At 63.5% G+C, this 16091-nt stretch carries 17 protein-coding genes and 1 other annotated feature; of the genes, 13 read left to right on the forward strand and 4 right to left on the reverse strand.

Annotated elements, in window-relative coordinates; genetic code table 11:
* Positions 1-22: 22 nt before the first annotated feature.
* The 3 genes from K663_RS18975 to K663_RS18985 all read right to left on the reverse strand — a co-directional run bounded on the left by K663_RS18975 (position 23) and on the right by K663_RS18985 (position 3604).
* Positions 23-1519 (reverse strand): SulP family inorganic anion transporter, encoded by a 1497-nt coding sequence (locus tag K663_RS18975; protein WP_062121607.1) that lies wholly within the window; start codon positions 1517-1519, stop codon positions 23-25.
* Between the two features lie 65 nt (positions 1520-1584).
* Positions 1585-1640: a sequence feature (sul1 is cis-regulatory element that is thought to sense ions involved in sulfur or methionine metabolism; They are found in Alphaproteobacteria), on the reverse strand.
* Positions 1641-1713: 73 nt separating this feature from the next.
* Complete coding sequence (locus K663_RS18980; protein ID WP_235589589.1) at positions 1714-3240, reverse strand: right-handed parallel beta-helix repeat-containing protein; 1527 nt, start codon at positions 3238-3240, stop codon at positions 1714-1716.
* A 142-nt stretch (positions 3241-3382) separates the two neighbouring features.
* Positions 3383-3604, reverse strand: a complete 222-nt coding sequence (locus K663_RS18985; protein ID WP_062121608.1) for a hypothetical protein — start codon at positions 3602-3604, stop codon at positions 3383-3385.
* 101 nt (positions 3605-3705) lie between these two features.
* On the opposite strand from K663_RS18985, the gene K663_RS18990 reads away from it, so the two are divergent.
* The 12 genes from K663_RS18990 to K663_RS19040 all read left to right on the forward strand — a co-directional run bounded on the left by K663_RS18990 (position 3706) and on the right by K663_RS19040 (position 14257).
* Positions 3706-4623, forward strand: coding sequence for an MBL fold metallo-hydrolase (locus K663_RS18990; RefSeq protein ID WP_062121677.1), 918 nt, complete (start codon positions 3706-3708; stop codon positions 4621-4623).
* Positions 4620-4844 (forward strand): DUF6691 family protein, encoded by a 225-nt coding sequence (locus tag K663_RS18995; RefSeq protein ID WP_062121609.1) that lies wholly within the window; start codon positions 4620-4622, stop codon positions 4842-4844. Before K663_RS18990 ends, K663_RS18995 begins: the two co-directional genes overlap by 4 nt.
* Complete coding sequence (locus tag K663_RS19000) at positions 4837-5631, forward strand: sulfite exporter TauE/SafE family protein (protein WP_062121610.1); 795 nt, start codon at positions 4837-4839, stop codon at positions 5629-5631. Before K663_RS18995 ends, K663_RS19000 begins: the two co-directional genes overlap by 8 nt.
* 49 nt (positions 5632-5680) lie before the next feature.
* Entirely contained in the window at positions 5681-7081 is a 1401-nt protein-coding gene (locus K663_RS19005) for a cytochrome ubiquinol oxidase subunit I (protein ID WP_062121611.1), read from the forward strand.
* A complete protein-coding gene (cydB, locus tag K663_RS19010) occupies positions 7081-8079 on the forward strand; it encodes a cytochrome d ubiquinol oxidase subunit II (RefSeq protein WP_062121678.1) in 999 nt (332 codons plus the stop codon). Before K663_RS19005 ends, cydB begins: the two co-directional genes overlap by 1 nt.
* Complete coding sequence (locus K663_RS24030) at positions 8079-8183, forward strand: DUF2474 family protein (protein WP_145902376.1); 105 nt, start codon at positions 8079-8081, stop codon at positions 8181-8183. The genes cydB and K663_RS24030 overlap by 1 nt, the downstream gene beginning before the upstream one ends.
* Before the next feature lie 189 nt (positions 8184-8372).
* Positions 8373-11228: a monovalent cation/H+ antiporter subunit A gene (locus K663_RS19015; protein WP_062121612.1), complete on the forward strand. Its 2856-nt coding sequence runs from the start codon at positions 8373-8375 to the stop codon at positions 11226-11228.
* Positions 11225-11593: a Na+/H+ antiporter subunit C gene (locus tag K663_RS19020; protein WP_235589590.1), complete on the forward strand. Its 369-nt coding sequence runs from the start codon at positions 11225-11227 to the stop codon at positions 11591-11593. The genes K663_RS19015 and K663_RS19020 overlap by 4 nt, the downstream gene beginning before the upstream one ends.
* Complete coding sequence (locus tag K663_RS19025; RefSeq protein ID WP_062121613.1) at positions 11590-13104, forward strand: monovalent cation/H+ antiporter subunit D; 1515 nt, start codon at positions 11590-11592, stop codon at positions 13102-13104. The genes K663_RS19020 and K663_RS19025 overlap by 4 nt, the downstream gene beginning before the upstream one ends.
* A complete protein-coding gene (locus K663_RS19030; RefSeq protein ID WP_062121614.1) occupies positions 13101-13589 on the forward strand; it encodes a Na+/H+ antiporter subunit E in 489 nt (162 codons plus the stop codon). The genes K663_RS19025 and K663_RS19030 overlap by 4 nt, the downstream gene beginning before the upstream one ends.
* Entirely contained in the window at positions 13586-13855 is a 270-nt protein-coding gene (locus tag K663_RS19035) for a K+/H+ antiporter subunit F (RefSeq protein ID WP_062121615.1), read from the forward strand. The genes K663_RS19030 and K663_RS19035 overlap by 4 nt, the downstream gene beginning before the upstream one ends.
* Before the next feature lie 9 nt (positions 13856-13864).
* Complete coding sequence (locus K663_RS19040) at positions 13865-14257, forward strand: Na+/H+ antiporter subunit G (RefSeq protein ID WP_062121616.1); 393 nt, start codon at positions 13865-13867, stop codon at positions 14255-14257.
* A 54-nt stretch (positions 14258-14311) separates the two neighbouring features.
* Here the strand turns inward: K663_RS19040 and K663_RS19045 are convergent, their stop codons facing one another.
* Positions 14312-14749, reverse strand: coding sequence for a universal stress protein (locus K663_RS19045; protein WP_062121617.1), 438 nt, complete (start codon positions 14747-14749; stop codon positions 14312-14314).
* A gap of 262 nt (positions 14750-15011) precedes the next feature.
* Here K663_RS19045 and rodA point away from each other — a divergent pair, with 262 nt between their 5' ends.
* Positions 15012-16082, forward strand: coding sequence for a rod shape-determining protein RodA (gene rodA / locus K663_RS19050; protein WP_062121680.1), 1071 nt, complete (start codon positions 15012-15014; stop codon positions 16080-16082).
* Positions 16083-16091: the final 9 nt, after the last annotated feature.

Genomic DNA, 16091 nt, shown 5'->3' on the forward strand with positions numbered 1-16091 from the left:
CAACCGGAAACGCGCCTGACGCTCAATGCGGCACCGTGCCTATTTCCACGCCCGTCTTGTCATGCAGCGCGAAGCGATCGACGATGTCGGCGCTGGCCCTGTTATAGCCGATGACATTCACCATCTGCCCTTCGCGCCGCAGCCGCGCCACGATCTTGTCCAGCGCGCCAACGGCGGAGATGTCCCAGAAGTGCGCCCCCGATACGTCGATCGTGACATGCGGCGCGCGTTGCTGGGCCTGAAAAGCGCGGGTGAAGCGATCGACCGAGGCGAAGAAGATCTGCCCGGTCACCCGGTATGTCGCATGGCCGCCATCTTCCGACAGGTCGAGTTCGACGGCGAACATGCGCTGCACCTTGCCAGCGAAGAATATGCCCGAAAGCAGCACGCCCGCCAGCACGCCTAGCGACAGGTCGCGCGTCGCCACCACGACCGCCACGGTCACCAGCATCACCACGGACGAGGTCGGCGGATGGCGGCGCAGATTGGGAATAGAATTCCAGCTGAATGTGCCGATCGACACCATGATCATCACGGCCACCAGCGCGGGCATCGGCACCTGTCCCACCCACGGCCCCAGCACGGCGAGCAGGAACAGCAGGAAAGCGCCCGCCACGAATGTCGATAGCCGCCCGCGCCCGCCCGACGTCACGTTGATGACCGACTGGCCGATCATCGCACAGCCGCCCATTCCGCCCAGAAAGGCCGAAACGACGTTCGCCCCGCCCTGCCCCAGGCATTCGCGCCGCTTGTCGCTGTCCGTGTCCGTCATGTCGTCCACGATCTGCGCCGTCAGCAGCGATTCCAGCAGCCCGACCGCCGCCATCGTCACCGAATAGGGCAGGATGATGCGCAGCGTGTCCAGCGTCAGCGGCACCTGCGGGAATGCGAATGCGGGCAGTCCTTCAGGCAGCTTCCCCATGTCGCCGACCGTGTTCACTGGCAGGCCCAGCCCGATGCTGATCAAGGTCAGCAGCAGAATCGCGACGAGCGGCGATGGCACCGCCTTCGTCAAGCGAGGGAACAGATAGATGATGGCAAGGCCGCCCGCGACCATCGCGTAGGTCTGCCACCCGACATTGGTCAGTTGCGGCAGCTGCGCCAGGAAAATGAGGATGGCCAGCGCGTTGACGAAGCCGGTAATGACCGAGCGCGAGACGAACTGCATCAGCAGGTCCAGCCGCAGCAGCCCCGCCACCGCCTGAATGATGCCCATCAGGATGGTCGCGGCAAAAAGATATTCGACCCCATGTTCGCGCACCAGCGGCGTCACCAGTACGGCGACAGCCGCCGTCGCGGCGGAAATCATGCCGGGACGGCCGCCGATAAAGGCGATCACCATGGCGATGGCGACCGACGCATAAAGGCCCACGCGCGGATCGACCCCCGCGATGATCGAAAAGCCGATGGCTTCGGGAATAAGCGCGAGAGCAACGACGATGCCCGCCAGCAGTTCCTTGCGCATGGATGCGCCATCGGTGAACCACTGCCGACGATAAGAGGTTAGATTGCCAGTCATTCAAAAATTTTCCACATCAAGGCACATGGCGCTTTGAAGCGCGGATCATTCCAAGTCATGTGTGATGTTGTCCGGCGGATCGGCGGCCGGAATAGCCACCCGGATTTTCACCGGGTCCTTGCGAATGGGGGCGGCTTAACCCATGGAAATGGCCGATGGCAAGAGCCGTTTAGTCCCCTCCCTGCCATCGGCGATCATGGCTTGGGCCGGGCTTCGACCCAGGTGGTGCGGCGGGGTGTGAGAAGCGCGACGGGCTGGCCAAGCTCCCTTGCAAGCATGGTCATCATCCAGTTGCGATGGCTGACGAGGAACGCATCGAACCCTTCGGGATTGGCGGGATCGAATGTGGGGACTGACCAGTCCGCCTCCGCCGCCTGATAGTCTGCCTGCCAGATGCCGCGCGGATCGTCGGGCGCATCGACATGGCGGCCAAGGAAGCTGTTTCCATCGAACCGGATCGCAGGCGAATGGGGGAAGCCGGACGCGACGATATAATCCGGCCCGTCGCGGCTTACTTCATGCCCATAGCGCACCGCACCGGCGACCGCGAAAAGATTGTTGGTGAAACTGACATCGCTTGGCCAGCCCTGCCATTGGGTCGCGGCGACCATGGTGACATCCTGATCGCTGCCGACATGGATGACATTGCCCTCTATCCGCGCATGGGCGATGCCGCCCGACAGCTGGATGATGCGCGCGCCGTCATGGCGGCTGACATTGGCGCGCACGATGCTGCCCTGATTGCCGATATTGTCAGGCCCCGTCCGGCCCGGCGAGCAGATCAGGACGAAGCCGCCTTCATTATCGTGGCTGAAATTATGGGCGATGATGGTGCCGCGCGAGTTGAAATCGGAATCAAATCCCTGCCCGTCCCATCGACCGTGGGTATAGGCCGCCTCGTTCAGCTGGATCAGCGTGTTATCGGTGCTCCACTGCCAGATGGCGACATTATAGCCGGGCGCGCGGCTCGCCGCATAGCGGACCACATTATGTTCGACCAGCGCGCCGTCCGTTCCCCGTGGCACGATGCCGTCGCCGCCAATATCCTCAAGATAATTGTCGCGGATGACCACCCGTTCACTGGGGAACCAGCGATCCAGCGTGACCTGATCGCTGATGCCCGCGATACCCGACCGGTCCACCCGCCAGATGATGTTGCGTTCGATCGTCAGATTGTGAAAGCGCGTCGCCCGCTTGTTGCCCAGCGCGCGGAAAACGATGCCGCCATTGTCCTTGCGCTCGTTCGTGCCGCGCACGTCATGGATGTACATGTCCCGCACGGCGATGTTGCGCGCGACCCCTGCATCCTGCTGCGATATCAGCACGCCGTAGCGGGGCGCCGGGGGCGCGCCGTCATTGGTCACTTCCAGCCCGCCGACCTCGACATATTCAGCGTTCAGGATCGCCACCCCATATTCCGAGACGCCGCCCGCATCGATCCGTGGGCGCGCGCCGGTTCCCGTGGCCTCGACGATGATCGGTGCGTTCCGCCTGCCCGACCGGGAGATGACGAGCGGCTCTCGCCAGACCGATCCGGCGGCCAGCAGCACCCGGTCGCCCGGCTTGAGGCGGACTTTTCCTATCCGGGCGAGCGATTGCCAGGCCGTGGCTGGCGACGACGCGTCGTTCCGGTCATCCCCGTTGACGGCGTCCACATGATAATCCCGCGCGCTGGCCCCCGTGGCGGTGAGCATCGCGAAAAGGAAAAGAAGCAGCAGCAACAGACGTTTGCCACGCCTTTTGGTTCGGGTGGAACCGATATGCGGCGGTCGATGGCTGGTGACGGAGGGGAATCGGGTTTCCGGCGCAAAGACGCTTCCTGTCAGCATGGCGATGACGATGATAACCTCCCAGCCCCTTACCTCAACGCCCGATGATCTGGGCGAAGGATGCGACCCCCGACGTGACTGACGGAGCATGGGGCGCGCTTTCCGTAACGACCGGCTGCGCAGATCCGATCCCGGCGAACATCGCTTCGATGTTGCGCATGCACAGGGCGCCGCTATCGCTGGCGAGCATGTACCTATCGGGAGCAACGTCACCGATCCGCGGGGTTCCGGTTTCGAAAGTCGTTGCGTCAGTCATTTTTGCCTCACTGCAAGGGACCTGATCGCAGAGCAAGCCCTTGACGATTTCGACATATTCAGATACATGATTGCTGTAAATGTTAAATCATGGAGAATCGCATGGCCGATGAAATACTCTCCAAGGCCGCGAGCCAGGTGGTCGCCGCGCAAAAGGGCGTGCCAGTGATCCAGTCCTTTTTCGATGCGCCGACGTTCACCGTGACATATGTGGTTCATGACGCCGGAACGCGCCGCGCCGCCGTGATAGACAGCGTGCTTTCCTATGATCCGGCGTCGGGCCGGACATCTTTCGATGCGGCCGACCATGTCATCGCCTATGTCACGGATCAGGGGCTGAGGGTCGACTGGCTTCTGGAAACACATGCCCATGCGGACCATCTTTCGGCTGCGCCCTATCTCCAGCAGAAGCTGGGCGGAAAGATCGCGATAGGCGCGCACATTTGCGAAGTGCAGCAGACGTTCGGCAAGCTGTTCAACGCTGAACCCGCTTTCCAGCGCGACGGATCGGACTTCGACCAGCTCTGGAAGGATGGCGACAGTTTCAATATCGGCAATCTGCCGGTGACGGTGCTGCATGTGCCGGGCCACACGCCCGCCTGCGTCGCCTATGTCATCGGCGACGCGGTGTTCGTTGGCGATACCATGTTCATGCCAGATTATGGCACCGCGCGGGCGGACTTCCCCGGCGGAGACGCACGCACTCTGTTCCGTTCGCTGCGCCGCCTGCTGGAATTGCCGCCCGAGACGCGCCTTTTCATGTGCCACGACTATCTGCCGGAAGGGCGCGACCAACATGTCTGGGAAACGACGGTCGGCGAACAACGCCGCGCCAATGTCCATGCCCATGACGGCATCAGCGAGGATGAATTCGTCGCCATGCGCGAAGCGCGCGACCGCACGCTGGACATGCCGCGCCTGATCCTGCCTTCGGTTCAGGTGAACATGCGCGCGGGGCATCTGCCGCCCGCCGAGGACAATGGCGTCACCTACCTCAAAATCCCGGTGAACCAGCTATGATCGCAGCCTTTCCCCACGCCCAGCCGGTCGAAGGCCTGATCGGCATAGGCTGGGGCATTGGCGGCTTTTGCCACCCAGCCATCGCGAGCCTGGCGCTGGCGCCGCAATCCGCCGTGATTTTCACGGTCGCGATGCTGGCAGGCATGGCGCTCCACCGCTTCATGACGCAAGGCCCGCTATGGACGGCAAGCCGATCCGCGCAGGGCATCCGTCATGGATAGCCTGCACTATGCACTGGGCGCGTTGTCGGGCGGTCTTGTCGGCTTTGTGCTGGGTCTGGTGGGCGGCGGCGGCTCCATCCTCGCGGTCCCATTGATGGTCTATCTGGTCGGCGTGCCAAGCGCCCATGTCGCCATCGGCACCAGCGCGCTGGCGGTCGCCGCCAATGCCGCGACGGGCCTCGCAAGCCACGCCCGCGCCCATCATGTGAAATGGCGCTGTGGGGGGATGTACGCGGCGGCGGGGGTCGTGGGGGCGCTGGCCGGTTCGACCTTGGGCAAGATGGTGGATGGCGACAAGCTGCTGTTCCTCTTTGCGCTGGTGATGCTGCTGGTCGGCGCACTGATGTTGAAGGGGCGCGGCAATCCCGGCGACCCCGGCGTCGAGTGCAACAGGGAAAAGGCGCCCAAGGTCGTCGCCTATGGCCTGGGGTCTGGCGCGTTTTCGGGATTTTTCGGCATTGGTGGCGGCTTTCTGATCGTGCCGGGCCTTGTCGCCTCGACCGGCATGCCGATGCTGATGGCGGTTGGCACATCGCTGGTGGCGGTTACGGCTTTCGGTCTTACGACTGCGGCCAGCTACGCTTTTTCCGGCCTTGTCGACTGGCTGCTGGCGTTCGTGTTCATCGTGGGTGGCGTTGCCGGCAGCTTCGCCGGGACGAGCGCCGCCGAACGGCTGGGCGAAAAGACCGGCCGCTTGACCATCGTCTTTGCAGGCCTCATCTTCATCGTCGCCTTCTACATGCTCTGGCGAAGCGCTGCCGCCCTGCTGCCGGGCATGACAAGCTGATCGATAGCCGCTACCTCTGCCATTCTGCCCCCGGTCAAAAGGACATGCCATGTTCGATGCTGTGGACGCGATCATCCTGGCCCGCGCGCAATTCGCCTTTACGGTCAGCTTTCATTTCCTGTTCCCGGCCTTTTCGATCGGGCTGGCCAGCTATCTGATGGTGCTGGAAGGGCTGTGGCTCGCGACCGGTAAGGGCGTGTACGCCAATCTGTACCGCTACTGGCTGAAGATCTTTGCGGTCGTGTTCGCCATGGGCGTCGTGTCCGGCATCGTCATGTCCTATCAGTTCGGCACCAACTGGTCGGTTTTTTCCGACAAGGCGGGTCCGGTCATCGGCCCGCTCATGGCCTATGAGGTGCTGACCGCCTTTTTCCTGGAGGCGGGTTTCCTGGGCGTGATGCTGTTCGGGATCGACAAGGTCGGGCGCAAGCTGCATTTCGCCGCGACTTGCGCGGTGGCGATCGGCACGTTCATTTCGGCATTCTGGATATTGTCGGTCAACAGCTGGATGCAGACGCCGACCGGGCATGAAATCGGCGCGAACGGCCAGTTCCTACCCGGCCCCAGCTGGATGGCGATCATCTTCAACCCCAGCTTTCCCTATCGTCTGGTCCACACCGTTCTGGCGGCTTATCTGACGACGGCTTTCGCCGTTGGCGCGGTCGGCGCGTGGCATCTGCTCAAGGATCGATCCAATCCCGGCGCGCGCACCATGTTTTCCATGGCGATGTGGATGGCGGCGATCGTCGCGCCGGTTCAGGTCGTCGCGGGCGACCTGCACGGGCTCAACACGCTGGAGCACCAGCCGGTCAAGGTGATGGCGATGGAAGGCCATTATGACAGCCATCCCGATGGCGCGCCGCTGATCCTTGCTGGCATCCCGGACAGCGCAAACAAGCGTGTCGATTACGCCATTTCCATTCCCAAGGCATCGTCGCTGATCCTGAAGCATGATCTGAACGCGCCGCTCAAAGGGCTGGACACTGTCCCCGACACCGACGAACCGCCCGTCCCTATCGTCTTCTGGGCGTTTCGTGTCATGGTCGGGCTGGGTTTCGCCATGGTCGGGCTGGGCTTGTGGAGCCTGATCGCGCGGATGCGCGGGCGGCTTTACGAATGGCGATGGCTGCACAGGGCCGCGCTGGTCATGGGACCATCGGGTTTCATCGCGGTTCTGGCAGGCTGGACAGTGACCGAAGTGGGCCGCCAGCCCTTCACCGTCTATGGACTGCTGCGCACGGCGCAAAGCGCGTCACCATTGGATGCCCCGGCCGTCGCCGCCTCGCTGATCGCGTTCGTGCTCGTCTATTTCACCGTGTTTGGCATGGGCATATGGTATCTGCTGCACCTGATGAAGAAGCCGCCCGAAGCGCATGAGCGCGGGTTGAGCGGCGCGCCCATCCGCACCGCCGGGATCACCCCCGCACCCGCAGTAGAAGGAGGCGAATGATGATCGACCTGACGGTCATCTGGGCCGCCATCATCGGCTTTGCGATCATCGCCTATGTCGTGATGGACGGCTTTGACCTGGGCATTGGCATCCTGTTCCCGCTGTTCAGGGCGGGAAAGGACCGCGACACCGCGATGAACAGCATCGCCCCGGTCTGGGACGGTAACGAGACATGGCTGGTGCTGGGCGGCGGCGGCCTGCTGGCGGCGTTCCCGCTGGCCTATGCCATCATCCTGCCCGCGCTTTACGCGCCGCTCATCGCGATGCTGCTGGGGCTGGTGCTGCGCGGCGTCGCGTTCGAGTTTCGCTGGCGCGACCCGGCGCACCGGGCGTGGTGGGATCGCGCCTTCACGGGCGGATCGGCCGTCGCCACCTTCGCACAGGGCGTGACGCTGGGCGCGTTGTTGCAAGGGATCAGCGTGGAGGGCCGCGCCTATGCCGGGGGATGGTGGGAATGGCTGTCGCCCTTTTCCATGCTGACCGGTGCGGGGCTGCTGGTCGGCTATGCCCTGCTCGGCGCCTGCTGGCTCAACTGGAAGACCGAGGGCGACCTGCAACGGCAGGCGGCAGGCTATGCCGGACGGCTGGGCATCGCGCTGCTACTGGTGATCGGTGCGGTCAGCCTGGCGACGCTCACGCTTGAGGCGAGCTATCAGGACCGTTGGCTGTCATGGCCCGGCATCCTTGCGACGGCGCAGGTTCCGCTGGCCACCCTGATCGTGACAGCCCTCTTCTACCGCAGCCTTTCCCGTCGGAAGGATGTGCAGCCCTTTATCTGGGCGCTGGGGCTGTTCATGCTCTGCCTGCTGGGACTGGGGATTTCGATATGGCCCTATGTCGTGCCAGCGCGCGTCACGATATGGGAGGCCGCCGCGCCCTATCGCAGCCAGATCTTCATGCTGGTCGGGGCGGCGGTCCTGGTGCCCGTCATCCTTGCCTACACCGCCTGGGCCTATTGGGTGTTCCGGGGCAAGGTGGGCGACGAAGGCTATCATTGATGCAGGGGCGCTGGGCCAGGTTGCTTTGGTTCATCGGTATCTGGGCGGCGAGCGTAGCCGTCCTGGCGGCTGTATCGTTCGGCCTGCGCCTGTGGCTGATGTGAAGGGCGGGCCGCTCCGCCGCTTCATCGAGCAACATCCAGACATTTGCGAGCCGACAGCGACGTCCCCGGACCGATAAATCGGCGGCAAATGGCCGATTTGGGTTGCCTGATGGACACGAAGCGGGAAAGAGGAACGCGTCGCCCCCAGGTTCAACTACCGCGCCATGCAACGGCGTCCGGGAGAAGATTTTGCTTTTGGTCCTCATCGCCCTGCTGCCTTTCGCCTGTGCCGCAGTGCTCTCCATGATGAGCGGGGCGGGCAGGACCTGGCAGACGCTGGTGGCCATTACGCCTTCCTTCCTCGGGCTGCTGCTGCTTGTAGCAATGCTGCCCGTCATCATAGCCGGTGGCGTGGTCCGGTTTTACTTGCCATGGGTGCCGTTGCTGGGGCTGGACTTCGGCCTGTGGCTGGATGGGCTTGGCCTGTTGTTTGCGGGCCTGATCCTGGGCATCGGCCTGCTCATCATCCTTTATGCGCGCTACTATCTGCCGCCCGACGAGCCGATGGGGCGGTTCATGACGCTGATGCTCCTGTTTCAGGGAGCGATGCTGGGCATCGCGCTGTCGGCCAACATCCTGCTGCTGCTGATCTTCTGGGAACTGACGAGCCTTTCTTCCTTCCTGCTGATCGGGTTTCGCAACGACAAGGCGGAAGGCAGGCAGGGCGCGCGCATGGCGCTGGCCGTCACGGGCGGCGGCGGGCTGGCGTTGATCGGCGGGCTATTGCTGCTGGGCGACATCGCCGGGTCTTTCGAGCTGGCCGACATATTGGTGGCTGGCGAAGCGGTTCGCGCTTCCCCTCTCTATCCCGTGGCGCTGGTGCTGATCCTGATCGGCTGTTTCACCAAGTCGGCGCAGTTCCCTTTCCATTTCTGGCTGCCGCACGCCATGGCCGCGCCCACGCCGGTCAGCGCCTATCTGCACAGCGCGACCATGGTGAAGGCGGGCGTATTTCTGCTGGCGCGGTTATGGCCGGTGCTGTCAGGCACGGACCTGTGGTTTTACCTCGTATCCACCACCGGCCTCGTCACGATGATCATGGGCGCGGCGGTCGCGCTGTTTCGCCATGACCTAAAGGCCATCCTCGCCTATTCGACGGTCAGCCATCTTGGCCTGCTCACCATGTTGTTCGGCCTGGGTACGCCCGCCGCCGCGATGGTGGGTGTTTTCCACCTGTTGAACCATGCGCTGTTCAAGGCCGCGCTGTTCATGAACGCGGGCATCGTGGATCATGAAGCGGGAACGCGGGACATCCGCCTGCTGGGCGGGCTGGCGGGATTGATGCCGATCACCGCGACGCTGGGCATCGTTTCCGCCGCTTCCATGGCGGGGATACCGCCGTTGGGCGGTTTCCTGTCTAAGGAAATGATGCTGGAGGAGGCCGCGCATAGCGTGTGGGCCGGGCAGCATTGGTTCATGCCGCTGGCTGCCGTGATCGGCGCGACCCTGTCGGTCGCCTATTCGCTGCGCTATATTTTCCACCTCTATCTGGGCCGCCGCCGCCATGATTATCCCGCCCAGCCGCATGATCCGTCGCTAGGGCTGTGGGCGCCGTCGGCCCTGCTGGTGGCGCTGACCGTGCTGATCGGGCTATTTCCGCAAAGCCTGACATCCGGCCTGATCGCCAGAGCCGCCGGTGCGGTGACGGGAGGAAATGCGCCCGCCTTCGCGCCCGCGCTGTGGCACGGCGTGACCCCGGCGCTGGGGATGAGCGTCGTCGCGATCATCGTCGGCGGCGCTATGCTCTGGCGCCATGGCCTGCTCCAGCGCAGTTGGGACGCAGCGCGCCTGCCCGACGCGAAGCGGGCGTTCGATAGCTGCATCCATCGCTTCATCGGCATGGCGCGCGCCGTCACGATCGCCATCCACAACGGATCGCTGCAAAGGCAACTCAGCCTGCTGTTCCTTGTCGCCATCGCGCTGGGCGTTCAGGCCGTGCGGACGGGCGGGTATGCGCCCGGCACGCGCGCGACCATGCCCGCGCCGCCAGTCGCGGTCATCGCCTGGCTGCTGCTGATCGCGGCAATCGCTGCGGTCGTGAAGGCGCAGAGGCAGCGTTTCCTGACGCTCATTTACATCAGCGTGATCGGCCTGATCGTTTCGCTGGCCTTCATCTACCTGTCCGCGCCCGATCTGGCGCTGACGCAGATTTCGGTCGAGGTCGTGACGATCCTGCTGCTGCTGCTCGCCCTCAACCTGTTGCCCAAGAAGCCCGCCCGGCTGTCCAGCAATGGGCGAAGGCTGCGCGACGGCATGATCGGGATGGCGGGCGGCGCGGCCACCGGCCTTGCGGCATGGGCGGTGATGACGAGGACGCCGAACGATCCCATTTCCGCCTATCATTGGGCCAACAGCTATGCCCATGGCGGCGGGACCAATGTCGTCAATGTGATCCTGGTGGACTTCCGCGCATTCGACACATTCGGCGAAATCACGGTGCTGGGCATTGCCGCGCTCACCATTTTTGCCCTGCTGCAGCCCGCCACACGCGGCGTTTCGGGACAAAGGCTGCGCCAATGGGTGGCGGATCTGCCGCGATCCCCCGAGCGCCACCCGATGATGTTCGCGGTGGCGGCACGACTGCTGTTGCCGCTGGCGACGATGATCGGCCTCTATATCTTCCTGCGCGGGCACAATATGCCGGGCGGAGGATTCATCGCCGGGCTGGTCATGTCGATTGCGATGCTGATGCAATATATGGCGTCGGGCTTTGAATGGGCCGATGAGAGGCGACGGATCGACGAGCATCTGCTGATCGGCCTGGGCGTCATCATCGCGGCGCTGACCGGGCTTGGCTCGCTGTTCTTCGGCGCGCCGTTGTTTACCAGCTCATTCGGCCATTTCACCTTGCCGATCATCGGGACGTTCGAACTGGCGACGGCCATGCTGTTCGACATCGGCGTCGCCATGACCGTCATCGGGGCCGTCATGCTGGCGCTCGCGGAACTCAGCCACGTTGCCCAGCGGGCGCAGAAGGAGCCGGAGGAGGAGGACAGCGGTCCGATGGACATTGACCCTGCCAAGTTGCGGGGCGCGCGCGCATGAGCATGGAATTTCTGGTCGCATCGGCCATCGGCATGCTGACCGCCGCGGGAATTTACCTGACCCTGCGCGGCCGGACGTTTCCGGTGGTGCTGGGCCTCACCATGCTGTCCTATGCGATCAACCTGTTCCTGTTCGCCATCGGCCGCCTGACCCGGAACAGCCCGCCGCTATATGAAAAGGGGCTGACCAGCTACACCGATCCCCTTCCCCAGGCGCTGGTGCTGACCGCGATCGTGATTTCATTCGGCATGACGGCGCTGGCGGTCGTGCTGTCGCTTCGCAGCTTTCTGGAGACTGGCACCGACCAGGTCGATGGAGCGGTCGAAGCCGATCCGCCCAAGCCGGATCGCGAGGCGCAGCCATGAAAGAAGCGCTGATCGCCGCGCCGCTGCTACTGCCCGCCTTCGCTGGAACCGCGACGCTGCTTTTCCTGCGCCGGCGACGCTGGATCGGCGCCGCCATTTCGATCGGTTCGGCGCTTGGCCTGATCGCCGTGTCGATCATCCTGATGGGATGGGCGAGCGCAGGCGAGCCGACCGCCTATGCGCTGGGCGACTGGCCTGCCCCGTTCGGCATCGTGCTGGTTCTGGACAGGCTGGCGGCGCTGATGCTGCTGCTGACCGCGCTACTGGGACTGGCGGTGTCGGTTCATGCGACGGTCACCGGGCTGGACCGCAAGGGATGGCATTTCCATTCGCTGTTCCAGTTCGAGCTGCTGGGCCTGAACGGCGCTTTCCTGACCGGCGACCTGTTCAACCTGTTCGTGTTCTTCGAAGTGTTGCTGATCGCATCCTATGGCCTGATGCTGCATGGCCAGGGTGCGCGACGGCTGACCGCAGGCGTCCAATATGTGATCGTCAACCTGATCGGATCGACGCTGTTCCTGGTCGCCCTTGGCCTGCTTTATGGCCTGACCGGTACGCTCAACATGGCGCATATGGTGGGACGCGTGGCGATGCTGCCCGCAGGCGATAAGGGGCTGGCCCAGGCAGCAGGCTTGCTGCTGGCGGCGGTCTTTGCGTTGAAGGCGGCGCTGTTGCCGCTGCACCTGTGGCTGCCCCGAACCTATGCAGCCGCCGCCCCAGCCGTCGCCGCCCTGTTCGCGATCATGACGAAGGTGGGCGCCTATGCCATCATGCGGACGATGCCGCTGATCTTTGGCGATGCGGCGGGCGCGTTCCTGCTTCCCGCCGCGCTTGGCACCATGCTGCTGGGCTTTGCCGGCCTCCTTGCGGCGCGCGGCCTTCGCGAGATGGCGGCATTTGGGCTTATCGGATCGACAGCCATTCTGCTGACGGCGGTCGCCTTGTTCGACAGGCAGGCGATGGCGGCGGCGCTCTATTACCTTCCCCACACCACATTGTCCGCCGCCCTGCTGTTCCTGACGGTCGACCTGATAATCCGGTGGCGTGACGCGGAGGGCGCGGCCATCGTCCCGACGCCACGCTATGCAGGGCAAGGCATGCTGGCCTTTCTGTTCCTGACGGCCGCCGTGGCCCTGTCTGGCCTGCCGCCGCTTTCGGGCTTCATCGGCAAGCTGCTGATCCTGCGCGCCGCATTAGCATCCCCTCATGTCGTCGCGATCTGGGCGATGGTGCTGGGCACCAGCCTGATCGCGCTGATCGGACTGGCGCGCGCGGGCAGCAGGCTGTTCTGGAAAGAGGATGCCACGCCGACCGTGGATACCGACCGTCCAGCGCCAAGCCGGGTGGAGGCGCTGCCTGCCTTCTTCCTCCTTGCCCTGCTGGCTGGCCTGACGCTGTGCGCCGGACCAGTGACGGCTTATATGGAAGCGACGAGCGCGCAGATTTTCGATGCGCCCGCCTATGTCCGCTCTGTGCTGGGCACGGGCGATGAAGGAAAAAGCGACAAATGAGGCGGCTGTTCCCCCATCCCGGCCTGACGATCCTGCTCGTCATCATGTGGATGCTGGTGCTCAACGAGTTGAGCATGGGCGGCTTCCTGCTCGGCCTTGTGCTGGGGATAGTGGTGCCCCTGTTCACCGCACCCTTCTGGCCCGATCGCCCGCGGGTTCGATATGGCTGGCCGCTGATCGCCTATGTGCTGCTGGTGATCGGCGACATTATCGCCGCCAATTTCCATGTGGCGCGGCTCGTCCTGTTCCGCCGGAACCGCGACCTGCGATCCTGCTGGCTCACCGTCCCGCTCGACCTTCGTTCGGCCGAAGCCGCCACGGTCCTGGCGGGCACGATCAGCCTGACGCCCGGCACAGTGTCGGCCGACATATCGACGGACGGACGCTATCTGCTGGTCCACGCGCTGGATACGGGCGATCCGCAGGCGGAAGTGGCGCGGATCAAGGCGCGATATGAAAGACCGCTGATGGAGATTTTCCGATGATCCAGCTGGCCTTGACCATGGCGCTTGGCTGCATCGCGCTGGCCGTGCTGTTGAACCTGTACCGCCTGCTGCGTGGGCCAACGGCGGCGGATCGCATATTGGCGCTCGACACGATGGTCATCAATGCCATCGCCGCCATCATCCTGTTCGGCATCATGGAGAAAACCATCGTCTATTTCGAAGCGGCGCTGCTGCTGGCGATGGTGGGGTTCGTGGGAACGGTGGCCTATGCCAAGTTCCTGCTACGCGGCGACATCGTGGAATAGGAACAGGACATGACCGATTTCATCGACATCGCCATCGCCCTGTTGATCCTGCTGGGGGGCGCCTTTGCGCTGATCGGCAGTTGGGGGCTTGCGCGCCTTCCTTCGCTGATGACCCGTTTGCATGGCCCTACCAAGGCGACCACGCTGGGGGTGGGCGGTTGCCTGATCGCGTCCATGCTCTATTTCCCGACACATGGGCTTTCATGGTCGGCGCACGAGCTGCTGATCGCGCTGTTTCTGTTCATAACCGCGCCGATTTCGGCCAACATGATCGCCAAAGCCTATATCCATGGGCGTCACAGTCATCCGGACGCCGCCGGCCAGTCGGAGGGCGACTTGCCCGACGGGCCGGGCGGGAATGCGGACTGGGCCACGTTCGGCGTGCAGGACGAACGGGAATAGACCGATCGCGGCGTTTGAACAGGCCGGCATCCCGGCCCATTCGCATGGACCGAACTAGACGGCTTTGTCGCGCGCTATCAGGACGCTGATGGGCGAATTCCTGACGATGGCGGAGGCGTTGGATCCCAGCATCCGCGATGACAATGACGGCTGATGCGACCCGATGATGATAAGGTCCGCCTTGCTTCGCCGCGCTTCTTCGAAAACTTCGTCCCTCACCGTTCCGCGGCGCGTGATGAAATTGGCGTCCTTCAGCCCATATTCGATTTTCCAGTCATGGATGCGGCGGCGTGCTTCCTCAATTTCCTGCGTGTCGAAATCCCCCGAAAGCAATTCCGCATATCTGACCGGCAGATAATAGCGGACATAGAGGATGTTGATCTTCGTCGCCCCGGCCTGAGACGCCTTCAGGGAACGGGCGGCTTCAAGCGCGGACCTGGCGTGTTCGGGATCATTTATGTCGATCGCGACCAATATCGTTGCAAAGGTCATTTTGCCTTCTCCTCTCCTTGACGCTTTCTTTTATCATGATGGCGGACGTCGAAGGTGTAACTATTGTAATAAATGATTTCGGCTGGCTTTGCACGACGGGTCCGCGCCACCGGGCGGACAGCTGTATGCCAGCGGCACGATTCGGCAGGTTGCAATCCCGCCGTCGAGTGACCAAAGGTGCCGTTCTGACCATCAACGCGTAAGATCGACGGAGTTTGGGGCATTGCTGATTCCCGCACCCCTGCGCGCGCTTCCATGGAGCATGTTGTTCACGGTCCTGGCGATCACGACGCTGGGGCTTGCAACGCTCTATTCTGCGGCGGGCGGGAGCATGACGCCCTGGGCTTCGAACCAGGCCTTGCGTTTCGTCGTGCTTGCCGGCGGGATGTTGGTCCTGTCGCTCGTGCCGGTCAGTGTCTGGATGCGCTTTGCCTATCCCTTCTATGGCGTGACATTGGCGCTGCTGCTGATCGTGGAATTGTTCGGCAAGATCGGCATGGGGGCGCAGCGCTGGATCGACCTGGGCTTCATCCGGCTCCAGCCTTCGGAATTCATGAAGCTGGCGATCGTCCTCACCCTGGCGCGTTTCTACCATCGCGTGCCGCCCATGTTCGTCAGCGCACCGTTCGTGCTGCTCATCCCGGCGGGGCTGATCGCGGTGCCCGCTGGCCTCGTCATGCTGCAACCCGATCTTGGCACCGCCCTGATGATCACGATGGCGGGAACGCTGCTGATCTTCATGGCGGGCACGCACCTGCGCTGGTTTATCGGCGCGGGCGCGATCGTCCTTTCCATGCTGCCGGTCGCCTGGGGGATGCTGCACGACTATCAGAAGAACCGGGTGCTCACTTTCATGGACCCGGAAAGCGATCCACTGGGCACCGGCTATCATATTTCCCAGTCGAAGATCGCCATCGGATCGGGCGGCATATTCGGCAAGGGCTTCCTCAACGGCACGCAGAGCCATCTGGCCTATCTGCCCGAAACGCATACCGACTTCATCTTCGCCACGATGATGGAGGAATGGGGAATGATGGGCGGGCTGTTCGTGATCTTCGCCTATGGCTATCTGATCTGGTGGGGGCTGAACCTGGCCATGCGGTCGACATCCGTGTTCACGCGCCTGACCGCCATGGGTTTGACCTTCACGCTGTTCCTGTATGTCGGCATCAATCTGTCCATGGTGATGGGGCTGGCGCCAGTGGTCGGCATTCCGCTGCCGCTCATGTCCTATGGCGGATCGGCCATGATGACCGTTCTGATCCTGCTGGGGATATTGATGTCGATCCATCGCGACAATCAGTTGCGGAACCGGACCCCGAACGGCCTGTAGAGGGCTATT

This window comes from Sphingobium sp. MI1205 (assembly GCF_001563285.1).
Classification (GTDB): Bacteria; Pseudomonadota; Alphaproteobacteria; order Sphingomonadales; family Sphingomonadaceae; genus Sphingobium.

Bases quoted from the DNA above. Each gene is read 5' to 3' on its own strand.
- K663_RS18990 (WP_062121677.1), top strand. From the start codon at position 3,706: ATGGCCGATGAAATACTCTCCAAGGCCGCGAGCCAGGTGGTCGCCGCG.
- K663_RS19035 (WP_062121615.1), top strand. From the start codon at position 13,586: ATGATCCAGCTGGCCTTGACCATGGCGCTTGGCTGCATCGCGCTGGCC.
- K663_RS19020 (WP_235589590.1), top strand. From the start codon at position 11,225: ATGAGCATGGAATTTCTGGTCGCATCGGCCATCGGCATGCTGACCGCC.
- K663_RS19030 (WP_062121614.1), top strand. From the start codon at position 13,101: ATGAGGCGGCTGTTCCCCCATCCCGGCCTGACGATCCTGCTCGTCATC.
- K663_RS18985 (WP_062121608.1), bottom strand. From the start codon at position 3,604: ATGACTGACGCAACGACTTTCGAAACCGGAACCCCGCGGATCGGTGAC.
- K663_RS19045 (WP_062121617.1), bottom strand. From the start codon at position 14,749: ATGACCTTTGCAACGATATTGGTCGCGATCGACATAAATGATCCCGAA.
- K663_RS18975 (WP_062121607.1), bottom strand. From the start codon at position 1,519: ATGACTGGCAATCTAACCTCTTATCGTCGGCAGTGGTTCACCGATGGC.
- cydB (WP_062121678.1), top strand. From the start codon at position 7,081: ATGATCGACCTGACGGTCATCTGGGCCGCCATCATCGGCTTTGCGATC.
- K663_RS19040 (WP_062121616.1), top strand. From the start codon at position 13,865: ATGACCGATTTCATCGACATCGCCATCGCCCTGTTGATCCTGCTGGGG.
- K663_RS19000 (WP_062121610.1), top strand. From the start codon at position 4,837: ATGGATAGCCTGCACTATGCACTGGGCGCGTTGTCGGGCGGTCTTGTC.
- K663_RS19025 (WP_062121613.1), top strand. From the start codon at position 11,590: ATGAAAGAAGCGCTGATCGCCGCGCCGCTGCTACTGCCCGCCTTCGCT.
- K663_RS19005 (WP_062121611.1), top strand. From the start codon at position 5,681: ATGTTCGATGCTGTGGACGCGATCATCCTGGCCCGCGCGCAATTCGCC.
- K663_RS18995 (WP_062121609.1), top strand. From the start codon at position 4,620: ATGATCGCAGCCTTTCCCCACGCCCAGCCGGTCGAAGGCCTGATCGGC.
- rodA (WP_062121680.1), top strand. From the start codon at position 15,012: ATGTTGTTCACGGTCCTGGCGATCACGACGCTGGGGCTTGCAACGCTC.
- K663_RS24030 (WP_145902376.1), top strand. From the start codon at position 8,079: ATGCAGGGGCGCTGGGCCAGGTTGCTTTGGTTCATCGGTATCTGGGCG.